Source organism: Oribacterium sp. P6A1 (assembly GCF_000702885.1).
Lineage (GTDB): Bacteria > Bacillota > Clostridia > Lachnospirales > Lachnospiraceae > Oribacterium.
Genome location: NZ_JNKO01000007.1, coordinates 38562 through 50938 on the forward strand (window position 1 = coordinate 38562; position 12377 = coordinate 50938).

Below are 12377 nucleotides of genomic sequence, written 5' to 3' on the forward strand. Positions count from 1 at the left end.
ATTAATGATTATAAATTAAATTTTTATAAATGCATTCATACATGAGAGGATGAGAGTATAATGATAGATGTTATATCATTAATTCCTGTTATGGTATCAGGAGTAGTGTGTAAAATACTTTTCATCACTATTTATGCCGCCGGACAAAAGGCGACGGAATGGAGAGTTCTATGAAAACCTGATACTATATGCGGGCGGTTGCCCTTTGATTTAATGTGTAATAGCTATATTTCAATGGGAAGTTGTTTTTCAAAAGAGTGAGGTAGTAATTATGGGTTTAAGGAAAAAAATTTTAGCAATGACGACAGTTATGGTTGTGTTACTCTCTGCAACGGTTTATGCGGATTGGGGGGATTATGATATGACATATATCCCGTATTATTCTACATATGATTATACTGTGACAGAGGGCGAATCGATGTATGTGGTTTTATGTGATGTAAGTGTATCTCTTAGATATTATCCTTCTATGGATGCGGATGTGATCACTCAGGTTCCGCTGGGAGAGCGGGTTACTTTTTTATCTGATGTAGGAAACGGTTATCTTTATGTTAATTATAACGGGATTGATGGATATATACTCAGCTATTATCTCGATTATTATGAGCCACAGACTTATGCCGGAAATTATGGCTGGATTGTAAATGTAGACTATTCTGCCAGTCTGAGAAGTCTTCCGAGTACTGATTCCTATGCATATCTGCAGATACCTGCCGGTGCGATCGTTACAAACATTGCGGATGTAAATGATGAGTTTTATCAGGTTACCTACAATGGTATAACTGGCTATGTTTTGAAATATCTGGTATATATCGGATGAGTCCGGACAGGGCGAAGGTAAGAAAAGCAATAGTTCGTAAAGGAAGAGATAGTCATTATTTTTAACAATTAGCTCATTTGAGGGTCACCTAAGAACCTTCAAATGAGCTTTTTTATACATATTAAATAATCGGAATAGTTTTAAGACCGATTAAACATGAAAAAAGACCGAATAAACAGGAATTATTGTAGCCTCAATGAAGCCATGGTAAAGTCGAACCATAAAGAAACGGAACAATGAATCGAAGAAAGATTCTAAAGCACAGAAAAATCAAAAAAACTTATGGAGGAAACCAAAATGGCTGATAATAAGAACATGGAACTTAATGATGAGATGATGGCGAAGATATCTGGAGGTAAAAGTGACATCGCTGGCCCTAAGTATGAGATAGGCGATTCAGTAAAACTCAAATTCGCGAATGAAGAAGGTGTTGTGACAACAGTAACCGGATTCGTTGACGACAGAAGGGTAACTGCCGCAGGATGGGAATATCTTATCGTATACGAAGTAAACGGAACCACATACGAGCATTGGTATCCTGAAATTGCTATTTGATATTGGTGAAGGAAAATTTAAATAAGCGAGGAGAATAACCATGAATGAGCATAGAATGATGTCGATGGAGGATGTTGAAAAAAAGTCAAGACAGCTGAACACAGCATTGTCGGATGATGAAATGGCCCTAGCAAGTGGTGGTGTGCGAGGAAATTACCCTCCACCAAAGTTTCATGTGGGTGATCATGTAAAAATGGTGGACTGGGAGACAGCTGATGATATCGTTATCCTCGAAGTAAAGGATGAGACATGGTATGATCCGATGGAAGGATGGTTCTATATTATTAAGGCACATGAGCCTGGAATCGGCTGGTTGGAAGGGGGAGCCTCCGAAATATACATGCTACCGGCGTAGTTGTAATAATACTCAAGAAGTTTGATTGAATATTTCTCTATAAGACATTTATATAGGGGTGATAAAGGATGTGGTGTTAGTAGCCACATCCTTTGTTTAGGTTTAGTTTTGCAATGGTAAACGCTCATTTGAGCATTAACTGTTGCAATTAAGCATTTAACATTTCAATTAACGCCGTCACTTTGCTTAAATGAAAAACTTAACGAGACCTTTTTGGGGGTATATTACGAAAATCCCTTAAAAAGGTCTTTTTTCATGGGTTTAAATAATCAAGATTTTACGTGTTTTCGCGAGTTTTTGCATACAGGTTTCCTAAAGATGCGCGAACTTAATAGACGGATCACGACTTTTTTGAAGAAGTTAACGAGACCCATCTGCATCACGATTCTATGGATTTGGGGAGTGAAATTTAGATCTTTCCAAAATTATCCAATATGATTGTATTTTCTAAAAATAATATACTCGATATTATAATCTATACAAAATATAGGCTGTTCTTAATTATTACCTCTCAATTATATTGCTATCCGGTAAAAGGAACTATATAATACATAGACAAGGGAATGAAGTTCTCCCGTAGTATGATTACTAAAACCGCTATTTAAAAGCTGATGACTTCTGCGAATTATCAACGCAGAAAGTGTCAGCTTTTTCTGCGTCTTTAGGAGGATAAATTATGTTATTTAGTGTTGCTATGATGATGCTTTTGGGTCTTGTTCTGAGCTTTATATGTAAACGGGTAAAGCTCCCTGGGTTAATCGGAATGCTGATCACAGGAATTGTGTTAGGTCCATATGTTTTAAACATTATCGACCATTCTGTTCTTTCAATATCTTCAGATATCAGAAAGATCGCACTCATTATAATTCTGACAAGAGCCGGTTTAAGTCTGGATATTTCCAGGTTAAAGAAGATAGGACGTCCGGCACTTATGATGTGCTTTATACCAGCCAGCTTTGAGTTGATTGGTATGCTGTGTTTTGCTCCGGGACTTATGGGTATTTCAATGTTGGAAGCAGCCATCATGGGAGCAGTTCTCGCGGCTGTTTCTCCGGCAGTAGTTGTTCCTAGAATGGTGAAACTCATTGAGGAAGGCTATGGAGTAAAAAAGCAGATCCCTCAGCTCATACTTGCCGGTGCCTCAGTGGATGATGTATATGTCATTGTGTTGTTTACAACATTTTTGGGAATAATCCAAGGGGAAGGTATATCGTTTGTTCGTTTTGTAAATATCCCGGTCTCTATCGTACTTGGAATCCTCATAGGTCTGTTCACCGGACGGATGCTGGCTCTTCTTTTTAAATATTTCCACATGAGAGATACCGTAAAAATCATGATAATACTATCGGTTTCCTTCATTCTGGTTCACCTGGAAGATATGCTTCATACACCTATTACTTATTCTGCGCTGATTGCTATAATGTTTATAGGGGTAGGCCTTACGAAATACAGAGCAGTAGTGTCTGAAAGATTACAATCCAAATATAATAAATTATGGGTTATCGCAGAAGTTTTCCTCTTTGTCTTAGTTGGTGCAACTGTTAATATAAGCTATCTTGAAAGCGTTGGCGTAAAAGCTGTTTTACTGGTCGCCGGAGCTTTACTTTTCAGAATGCTAGGAGTGTTTGTCTGCCTCATCGGTACTGATCTGAATACCAAGGAGAGATTGTTTACTATGATGGCATATACTCCTAAAGCAACGGTTCAAGCAGCAATCGGAGGTATCCCTTTAAGTGCAGGATTATCCTGCGGAGACCTGGTTCTTACTGTTGCAGTACTGGCAATTGTGATCACCGCGCCTTTGGGAGCTTTTGCGATTGATAATACTTATAAAGTGTTTCTCAGAAAGAGTCAGAACGCTCACATGGAATAAGCATAAAACCACAACGACATATAGCAACAAAGAGCCAATTAGATTGGCATCTGTAAGTCTGATATTAAGGCAGAAAAAGGCATTAATAGAAGTCCTAAATGCAACTGACGAAATTTCCGAAACTACTTGAATATCTCATCATGACCATACTTTGTATTTTGTTGTTAATCGAGAATTTCTAACTCTACTAATCAATATGTGTGCAAAAACTCACACAAAAAAAGAACCCTGAATCCATGAAGCACTCGCCATGTCATCTAAGGTTCTTTTAATCACGAATCGTTTTGGATCTGTGAAGCACTCGCCACATCTCTTTAACTTGCACTGAGGCTTCAATAAGTGAAACTGAAGCTGTGAGTAGCGAAACAACTGATGAGAAAACAAATATTAATGCTGGTTTGGAGCAGACAGAATCAACTGCAAAAGATACAGAAATCAAAAAGGTTGGCATTCTGACAATGCTTAACATGACAGAAGAAGAAATGACTAAATTCAGAGAGACCGGAAGATATATAGGAAGAATAATGAATGAGGAAGGTTATTTTGAACGTAATTCTCAGCAATTAAAGGGCGCAAAAGATGCCACGTACTATGATACCTTAGATTCAATGCTTATGGCATTAAATTCCGGAGATATCATATCCAAAGCGTATCCATACAGGGATTGAGGTGATTTAACATCCATATTTGCTTTGAAATATCTTGAAGCAAATGAAGGAAGGTTATCCTGGACAATCTTTTTTATTTTGTTTTTTGTTTCTAATTCGTTTTTTTATCTATCCATATATCCATTATATGGGTAGACCTACATCACGGCAATTGAAGAGGTTAACGAGACCTTTTGTGGTATAATAATCCATGAAAGTCTCGTTAACTTCTTCATTTTAGGAACGCGTCACTTTAAATATCATCTATTCATTTCGTTAAACTGGTGTTTCGCGAAATGTCATTTGCAAGACTTAATGCTTAATGCTTATACTCAGTTATCCAAACTTTTCGCTCCCAACACCTGAGCATTATATATTACTAAAGGCACCTGCAAAACCAGGTGCCTGAATGATATTCCATATATTTTTTATAAATAATGGCCATCGTAACCGGATCAGCCACAAAAAATTTATGATTTTTCTTTAATATGCTGCGATACAGCCAGAATATATCCCGTCTCAGAAACCATTATATTTATCTTGGATGATCCTGTGTCCACAGTATTATTAGCCGCTGCATGTCTTGCTTTATGAAAACCGTGATTTTCAAGAAATTCAACTGTTTCATCCAAATCGTCCACATTCATGCGGATCATCGTCCATTCATTTTCGCCCTCAGTGATATCTACATGAAAACCGTTGGGATCCCGCATCCTGACATTAGTATTATTGTTAATGCTTATGCCCTCCTTTGTGTGGCGTACAGCAAATCCTAATTCCTCAAACAGCTTAATGGCAGACTCAGGGTCCTTGGTTACGATAAGCGGATTAAAACTGGTGATTTTCATATTCCGAAACCTCCTAAACATGTTATCTGATGGTATCTTCCAGGAACATCGACAGACATCTCGATAACTATAAGGAACTAATTCTTCCCTCATATAATAAAAAACAAAAATTTTCAGATTGACTAAAGATTATATTGTTTTGAGTCGACATTTAACATATATATGTCGGTCTCATTATGTTTTTATTCAATTAAATTTTCTAAAGGAGGTAGGTTTATGAACAGAAAGAAATTCAAAACTCTAAGAATACTGGTTGTCACAGCTTTGATTACAGCTCTCTTCTCGTTGACCGCATTTGCGGGATGGGAATATGAATACGGTGACTGGTATTACTATGATGACTATTCCGGATATTACCTGGCAAATCAGTGGGTTGGCAACTATTATCTCGGAAGTGACGGCGCCATGTTGATAAATTCATGGACTCCCGACGGTTATTATGTAGGAAGCGACGGAGAATGGACCGGACAATCAATTTATAACACAGGTAATTATTATTCCTACGGCAATTCATTCGAAACAAGTTCCGGCAGATACTTCGGTATCACTTACGCCGATACTTACACCAATTCCTATGTAGCTTCGGTTTCCATAGACGGTGATATACTTACGGTAGTTGGTTCTCTTGAGTATACATACGATCCTGACGGCTGGGGCTCATCAACAACTATGGCCTATGATACTTATCAGTTCCAGCTGTACAGCGGAACACAGTATATGATAATTGATGAGGAAGTACATTATGTAACGAAGTCCCAGTTCATGAATATGTATGGTCCTGTACTTTCAATCGTGGTTTCAAATGGCGTTGTAACTGAAGTATATTACTCTGCATGAGTGGCGAACGTAAGCAAAACCATATTAAATTCATCTTATAATTGATATAATTTAGCCAATACAGCTGCATTAAAAATTCATTTATGTGAACAAAAAGCCGGAGGCATGAGAGATGAAAAATTATACCTGGAATTTCGACCTTGATACCCGTCCGATTCACACTCTCATGTCTCTTTCCGGCCTTCGATCACAGTGCAAAACACGTCAATTCATGGATGACGGGTCATATATTGATATCAATACAGGGGCGGACTCTATGAAAGCCGAGTCTGCCTGGATAACCCGGCTTAAGGACTACTCTGGAAACCATCCGGAGTCTTTATTTTTTTTATCTGAATTATCCTGCAAAGATAAAACCCGAAGTGAAATACTGGACCGGAGTCTTCTTGAGCCGGAAAGCTTTAAAGCATTAAGAGAACAGATTTATTCCATATTCAAAAAATGTGATCTTTCACTCATTCCACTTTTTTTTATTGAAAAAACAGAATCAAACGGTAATGTCTCCGTCTATATTCTTCTGTCTCTTCCGCTTCCTGACGGATACGTTGAGGAAGTCATCTACAACAGCATTTACCCCCTATGTGAGGCCGGAGGATTTTTCAGACATGAATATGGTCTCTATCCCCGCAGTATAAAAACAGCCCTCTCAGATACATCCATTAACATACATGACGGTATACTGATTCACGAAACGGAATACCCATGGTTCCAAAAGAAATTTGAATACATTGGAAATATTCAAAGTGCAGCGTCTCTATTCATTATGATAATCACTGTTCTATTTGTTAATGAGCTCGTGAAATTGCCCCTTGGATGGCTTCTCTTTGGCATCCTCATAGCATCCGGAATCTTTCTTTTCATACGCTCCAGACGTAACTCCCAAAACGCTGACTCTTCAAATTGAAATATTCACTATGGGAACCCCTATATCTTTTCAGGATATATATTCAAAGAAAAAAAACCGGCACTCAGGACTCCCCCCACAGGTGAACCCAAACCACGGATAAATGCCAAAAACCCCGCAGCTGACTAAGCAGCTGCGGGGTTAAATAAATCTTTTTTATCTATTATCTCTTAACATTGAATGCGTTGAACTGTGGGTAGTCAGCACCATCGCCAAGAGCCTCCTCGATACGAAGGAGCTGGTTGTACTTGGCAACACGCTCAGATCTTGAAGGAGCACCTGTCTTAATCTGGCATGTATTAAGAGCTACAGCAAGATCAGCGATTGTTGTATCCTCTGTCTCACCTGATCTGTGAGATACGATTGCTGTGTAGTGATGCTTGTGAGCAAGCTTGATAGCATCCATAGTCTCTGAAAGAGATCCGATCTGGTTAAGCTTGATAAGGATAGAGTTTGCAACACCAAGGTCGATACCCTTCTGAAGTCTCTCAACGTTTGTGACGAAAAGATCATCACCAACGAGCTGAACCTTGTCACCAAGAATCTTGGTCATCTTCTGCCAGCCTTCCCAATCTTCCTCATCAAGACCATCCTCGATAGAGATGATAGGATACTTCTCTGTAAGCTTCTTCCAGTGCTCGATGAGCTCATCTGTTGTGAAGTCCTTGCCTGCCTTTGGAAGGTGATATACACCCGGCTTGTCGCTCTTCCACTCAGAAGATGCAGCATCCATAGCAAGAACAAAATCCTTACCAGGCTCATAGCCTGCCTTCTTGATAGCAGCTACGATGTAGTCAAGAGCTTCCTCATCTGAAGCAAGGTTAGGAGCGAAACCACCCTCGTCACCTACAGCTGTTGCAAGACCGTTAGCCTTGAGCTCAGACTGAAGTGCGTGGAATACCTCTGAACACCAACGAAGGCCTTCCTTGAAGCTTGGAGCACCTGCAGGCATGATCATGAACTCCTGAGCGTCGATGTTGTTTGCAGCGTGTGCACCACCGTTTACGATGTTCATCATAGGAACAGGAAGCTCGCAGCCTGCTGCACCGCCAAGGAACTGATGAAGAGAAACACCAAGAGACTCTGCAGCAGCATGTGCTGATGCAAGTGATACAGCAAGGATAGCGTTTGCGCCGAGCTTTGACTTATCCTTTGTACCGTCAAGCTTTAACATAGCAGCATCTACAGCATAAACGTCAGATGCATCTACACCCTGTAAAGCGTCATTGATAAGAGTATTAACATTCTCAACAGCCTTAAGAACGCCCTTGCCTACATAGCGAGCCTTGTCGCCATCACGAAGCTCAAGAGCCTCGAACTGACCTGTAGAAGCGCCGCTTGGTACAGCTGCTCTTCCAACAGTTCCGTCTGCAAGAGTTACCTCTGCCTCAACTGTTGGGTTAGATCTTGAATCAAGAATCTCACGTGCGTGAACATTTACAATTTCCAAATAATCATTCATGTCGTTTACCTCTTTCGTTTGAAGCGCCAGTCCGTTTGAATTTCGCCCTGCGAAGGACTGCCGCTACATGCCATTCTTTTATAGAAAAGTGACATTATCTCCTCGGTCTCTCTTTGTACTTGACCAAGTGCAATTATATCACCGAGTATAGTCCCCCGCAACCGCAACATAGAATATTGATATGAAAATAACAGGGGCTTTATATGTCATTTTGCCTAATTCAGGATTGTTTTATTCGTTAAATCCGTCATTATTTCGCAAAACCTTTTCCCTTTCACCAATAAATCTTTGTTATAATAGACAAAGATTGCATTATAGCATTCAAACTTTGTGAATTATTTATCATCTATGTGCAACTAATATCAATCCCTAAACTCTTTTGTTATACCGCAACAATAAAGTATTATATATTGACACATACTTTGTGTGATCGGAGGAACATCCATGGCTTTAAAATATCACGAGCAAGTTGACAGAGATAATACAATTAAACTCAGAGAGCAGCTTTCTGAACTTCCGTCCTGCTGCACCACTTTTTTCAGAGGCATTGAACCAAGAACGTCTTCAAGAACACGTATCGCCTATGCCTACGATCTCAAGGTATTCTTTCAGTTCCTGATAGATCAGAATCCTCTTTTCAGAGACAGGAGCACAAGGGACTTCTCTCTTGATGACATTGACCGGCTTTCCGTACTGGATCTTGAGGATTATATGGAGTACCTGAAATACAGAAAACGAACCACTAAAGATTCAAAGGGCAATGAGAGAATCACGGATGTCATTAACAGCCGTACTGCCATCAAGCGTAAGATTGCCTCACTCCGCACCTTTTACAATTACTTCTACAGAAATCAGCTCATAAAGAACAACCCGGCGGCCATGCTGCAGATGCCGAAGCTTAAGGAAAAGGAAATAATCCGTATGGACACCAATGAGGTTGCGGATTTCCTTGATGAAGTGGAGAACGGCGAAGGGCTTACCAAAAGACAGCAGGTCTTCCATGACAAGACTGAATTAAGGGACAGTGCCATGATGACACTGATGCTGGGAACCGGCATACGAGTTTCAGAATGTGTTGGACTCAATATAAGCGATGTTGATTTCAACAATGACGGCATCCATATACACAGAAAAGGCGGAAAGGAAGTCACTATTTACTTCGGCGACGAAGTTGAAAGCATCCTTATGGCCTATATGGAATACAGAAAGCGACAGATTCCGGAGAACGGCTCAGAGGATGCCCTCTTCCTTTCTCTCAGAAATCAGCGTATCTCAGTACGTTCTGTCGAGTACATGGTGAAAAAATATGCAAAGACAGTAACTCCTCTTAAGCACATCACTCCACATAAATTAAGAAGTACCTACGGCACCAATCTCTATAGAGAGACAGGTGATATATATCTCGTAGCAGATGTACTGGGACACAATGATGTAAACACCACCAAAAAGCACTATGCTGCACTTGAGGACGAGCGCAGGAGAAGCGCAAGAAATAAAGTCCGTTTAAGGGAAGATTGATTTTTACAGTAAAAAAACCGGAATGCTCTATATCCACGTTTCATAGAAATACGGATATAAAGTATTCCGGTTTTTCGGCACAATTTAAATACTGCCTATTTCTTCATGCATAACCTTCTTCCGCTTATACATCCTCTGGTCAGCAATCTTTCTCAGCTCGTTTGGATTGTCACTGTCATAGGGGGCCATGGCGTAACCGGCGCTGGCACTTATTCTGATACTGTATTCATCTGTTTCCAGTATAGGCTTTGAAAAAGCTTCATCAATGTTTAAAAGTATCTGCTCATACTCTGACTCAGGAATCTCTTTATCTACAAGAATAGCGAACTCATCGCCTCCAAGTCTGTATACCTCAAAATCAGAAGCTTCAGAAAGTCTTAATGCGGTTTCCTTAAGAACATCATTTCCCACCTGATGACCGTAGTTATCATTGGCATGCTTAAACAAATTGAGATCCACATAAAAAAGTCCGTAATACTCTTTTATATGTGAAAGTATCTTCAGCTTCTCTCCAAACACACGGCGGTTCTTAAGACCCGTAAGTTCATCGTGATTGCCTCTGTAATCCAGAAATTCCACCAGTGTCTGGTTCCTGATTCTGAAGCCGATGAAATATGAAATACTCTGTATGAGTCTCATGGTATCTATCGCTTCACTAAGCTCATAGTTGTCGGCGCAAAGGAAACCAAGAAGTCTGTGCTTATTATCAAAGAAAGGTGCCCAGATAAATCTCTCAATCTCAAGTTCCTTTAAAAGACGATATCCTTCAGGCTCGTTTTCTTTCAGAATCTCTACATCGTCAATACGAATGACCTGATCCTCGTTCAGATATTTCCTCCAGTTCGACAGATACTGCTCATAACTGAGTCCCGATAAAATATCCTTGCGTCTGTCGTTTTCATCTGCGCACCATCTGAACTTTGAATCAAAGGTGATTCTGTCGGTGATAAGAATATCCATTCTGCTTGGATGAATGACATGCCCGATTTCTTCAAGCACACTATTCATGATATTTTCGTACTCACCTTCACTGCTGAGAAGCCTCGTTATACGGACTATGGCATCATCGGTGGTGGAATTCCGCCTGAGAAGCTCTTTTTCCAGATGACTGTCATCGATGAAGGTGCAAACTACGATAAAGCAGCCCTCGATATTGGTGGCGGCTATAGTAAATTCCATCCAATGTCCCAGAAACTTACTGTATGTTGTATGATGACTTTCTTCACCCAGGAAAGCCGCCCTGTATCCGAATTCCAAAAGCTCCGAAATATCTTCCTGAAATGTTTCCGTTACCAGTCCTCCGACTATTTCATCCTTAGACCTGCCCAGTCCACTGCAGAAACGCCCGTTGGCATACAGATATTTTGCATTGGAAGCTCCGTTGCCTTCCTCGTTAGGTATGGCCTGAAATACCGCATAAGCCACCGGAAGATTCTTATGAAGTTCAGACATCTTATCAAAAAGCAAAAACGCATTTTTAATCAAGGATTCATCTGATTCTATATTTTGATTACCCATATTGGTCAGCCTCTCTTAGTAAAATCAACTCTTCATTATTCTACATCGTTCATAAAATTATAATAAATAATACCCATTTCATAATGCATGAAAAATTTATGCTGTCAAAACTGATTCATATTATCCTCATTCCACTTATCTGCTTTTTTTAATGCTGTCTTCCTGGTGTACAGTGTCCTTACCGAAACTCCCGCGAACTCCGCAGTCTCACGGGTATTATGTCCGGAAGAATACTTAAATACCTCACTGACAGTCACCTTTGTTTCTTTCTTTTTGAACCATCCGGCGCCTCTGGTCCTGTGATGCTCATGTATACCGACTTCAACATTGATAAAATTATCCTTATGCTTTCCTGTCCTTTTTTGAGCACCGCTCTCCAGAAAATGGACATATATGCCGCAAGCCTTAAGTTTACCGGCAATAAGTTCAAAGTCTCTCTTTAAATCCTCTATGGTTTCACCGTCTTTTGGTGCCATTTTAAATCCATGATACAGAATATCATAACCAAATGAATCCTTTGCCTTCTCAATCATAAGATTCGCGCCCTCTTTTCGGTAATTTTTAAATATTGCCGAATTTATTATAATGTTTTTCTCCGGTCATGTCCATGAAAAAAATGCCCCCCTGATTCTGCCATCAGGGAGACACTCATAATATCATTTTACAGTTCGTTTATATCAACAACCTTCTTACCGTCTGACCAGATACGCTCAAGATCATAGAAAAGACGCTGCTCCTTATCAAACACATGAACTATTATGTCATTGTAATCAAGAAGTATCCAACCGCTGTTGGGAACACCTTCCTTGCGGCGGAGATCTATCTTGAGTTCTGCCATCTTATCCTCAACTGCATCGCTGAGTGCATCCACCTGTCTGATGTTATCAGCAGTGGCAATCACAAAATAATCTGCAATAACCGATACCTCTGATATGTCGATAACTGTGATATCATATCCCTTTTTATCAGAAATAGCGCTGTATGCTGCTTTAACCATTTCTTTTGATGTTTCGCTGGCCATTAAAAGTTACTCCTTTACT

Annotated in this window: 13 protein-coding genes and 1 riboswitch; of the genes, 8 read left to right on the forward strand and 5 right to left on the reverse strand. The window is 39.9% G+C overall.

Annotation, left to right across the window (positions count from 1 at the left end; genetic code table 11):
* Positions 1–310 precede the first annotated feature (310 nt).
* From T515_RS06660 to T515_RS06680, 5 genes are all read left to right on the forward strand, one after another.
* The gene (locus tag T515_RS06660; RefSeq protein WP_207641130.1) at positions 311–820 is read left to right on the forward strand and encodes an SH3 domain-containing protein; all 510 of its coding nucleotides are present in this window, start codon (positions 311–313) and stop codon (positions 818–820) included.
* 297 nt (positions 821–1117) lie between these two features.
* Positions 1118–1375 (forward strand): hypothetical protein, encoded by a 258-nt coding sequence (locus T515_RS06665; protein WP_036609088.1) that lies wholly within the window; start codon positions 1118–1120, stop codon positions 1373–1375.
* Positions 1376–1415: 40 nt separating this feature from the next.
* On the forward strand, positions 1416–1730 hold the full coding sequence (locus T515_RS06670; RefSeq protein WP_036609090.1) for a hypothetical protein: 315 nt from the start codon (positions 1416–1418) through the stop codon (positions 1728–1730).
* Between the two features lie 550 nt (positions 1731–2280).
* Positions 2281–2358, forward strand: a riboswitch (Fluoride riboswitch).
* A 48-nt stretch (positions 2359–2406) separates the two neighbouring features.
* Positions 2407–3603, forward strand: coding sequence for a cation:proton antiporter (locus T515_RS06675; protein ID WP_036609092.1), 1197 nt, complete (start codon positions 2407–2409; stop codon positions 3601–3603).
* Between the two features lie 353 nt (positions 3604–3956).
* Positions 3957–4271, forward strand: a complete 315-nt coding sequence (locus T515_RS06680; protein ID WP_036609095.1) for a hypothetical protein — start codon at positions 3957–3959, stop codon at positions 4269–4271.
* Positions 4272–4720: 449 nt separating this feature from the next.
* Here the strand turns inward: T515_RS06680 and T515_RS06685 are convergent, their stop codons facing one another.
* On the reverse strand, positions 4721–5098 hold the full coding sequence (locus tag T515_RS06685) for a VOC family protein (protein ID WP_036609097.1): 378 nt from the start codon (positions 5096–5098) through the stop codon (positions 4721–4723).
* Between the two features lie 216 nt (positions 5099–5314).
* On the opposite strand from T515_RS06685, the gene T515_RS17570 reads away from it, so the two are divergent.
* Positions 5315–5935, forward strand: coding sequence for a hypothetical protein (locus tag T515_RS17570; RefSeq protein ID WP_051671520.1), 621 nt, complete (start codon positions 5315–5317; stop codon positions 5933–5935).
* A gap of 112 nt (positions 5936–6047) precedes the next feature.
* Complete coding sequence (locus T515_RS06695; protein ID WP_036609099.1) at positions 6048–6839, forward strand: hypothetical protein; 792 nt, start codon at positions 6048–6050, stop codon at positions 6837–6839.
* A 163-nt stretch (positions 6840–7002) separates the two neighbouring features.
* Here the strand turns inward: T515_RS06695 and eno are convergent, their stop codons facing one another.
* The gene (eno, locus tag T515_RS06700) at positions 7003–8301 is read right to left on the reverse strand and encodes a phosphopyruvate hydratase (RefSeq protein WP_036609101.1); all 1299 of its coding nucleotides are present in this window, start codon (positions 8299–8301) and stop codon (positions 7003–7005) included.
* A 444-nt stretch (positions 8302–8745) separates the two neighbouring features.
* Here eno and T515_RS06705 point away from each other — a divergent pair, with 444 nt between their 5' ends.
* Positions 8746–9819 (forward strand): tyrosine-type recombinase/integrase, encoded by a 1074-nt coding sequence (locus T515_RS06705; RefSeq protein ID WP_036609103.1) that lies wholly within the window; start codon positions 8746–8748, stop codon positions 9817–9819.
* An 84-nt stretch (positions 9820–9903) separates the two neighbouring features.
* Here the strand turns inward: T515_RS06705 and T515_RS06710 are convergent, their stop codons facing one another.
* The 3 genes from T515_RS06710 to rsfS all read right to left on the reverse strand — a co-directional run bounded on the left by T515_RS06710 (position 9904) and on the right by rsfS (position 12358).
* A complete protein-coding gene (locus tag T515_RS06710; protein WP_036609105.1) occupies positions 9904–11337 on the reverse strand; it encodes a sensor domain-containing diguanylate cyclase in 1434 nt (477 codons plus the stop codon).
* Between the two features lie 104 nt (positions 11338–11441).
* Positions 11442–11870, reverse strand: coding sequence for a hypothetical protein (locus tag T515_RS06715; protein WP_036609107.1), 429 nt, complete (start codon positions 11868–11870; stop codon positions 11442–11444).
* A gap of 128 nt (positions 11871–11998) precedes the next feature.
* Positions 11999–12358, reverse strand: a complete 360-nt coding sequence (gene rsfS, locus T515_RS06720) for a ribosome silencing factor (protein WP_036609109.1) — start codon at positions 12356–12358, stop codon at positions 11999–12001.
* Positions 12359–12377: the final 19 nt, after the last annotated feature.

Coding starts and splice junctions, on each gene's coding strand:
- T515_RS06660 (WP_207641130.1), top strand. CDS start 311: ATGGTTGTGTTACTCTCTGCAACGGTTTATGCGGATTGGGGGGATTAT.
- T515_RS06665 (WP_036609088.1), top strand. CDS start 1,118: ATGGCTGATAATAAGAACATGGAACTTAATGATGAGATGATGGCGAAG.
- T515_RS06670 (WP_036609090.1), top strand. CDS start 1,416: ATGAATGAGCATAGAATGATGTCGATGGAGGATGTTGAAAAAAAGTCA.
- T515_RS06675 (WP_036609092.1), top strand. CDS start 2,407: ATGTTATTTAGTGTTGCTATGATGATGCTTTTGGGTCTTGTTCTGAGC.
- T515_RS06685 (WP_036609097.1), bottom strand. CDS start 5,098: ATGAAAATCACCAGTTTTAATCCGCTTATCGTAACCAAGGACCCTGAG.
- T515_RS17570 (WP_051671520.1), top strand. CDS start 5,315: ATGAACAGAAAGAAATTCAAAACTCTAAGAATACTGGTTGTCACAGCT.
- T515_RS06695 (WP_036609099.1), top strand. CDS start 6,048: ATGAAAAATTATACCTGGAATTTCGACCTTGATACCCGTCCGATTCAC.
- eno (WP_036609101.1), bottom strand. CDS start 8,301: ATGAATGATTATTTGGAAATTGTAAATGTTCACGCACGTGAGATTCTT.
- T515_RS06705 (WP_036609103.1), top strand. CDS start 8,746: ATGGCTTTAAAATATCACGAGCAAGTTGACAGAGATAATACAATTAAA.
- T515_RS06710 (WP_036609105.1), bottom strand. CDS start 11,337: ATGGGTAATCAAAATATAGAATCAGATGAATCCTTGATTAAAAATGCG.
- T515_RS06715 (WP_036609107.1), bottom strand. CDS start 11,870: ATGATTGAGAAGGCAAAGGATTCATTTGGTTATGATATTCTGTATCAT.
- rsfS (WP_036609109.1), bottom strand. CDS start 12,358: ATGGCCAGCGAAACATCAAAAGAAATGGTTAAAGCAGCATACAGCGCT.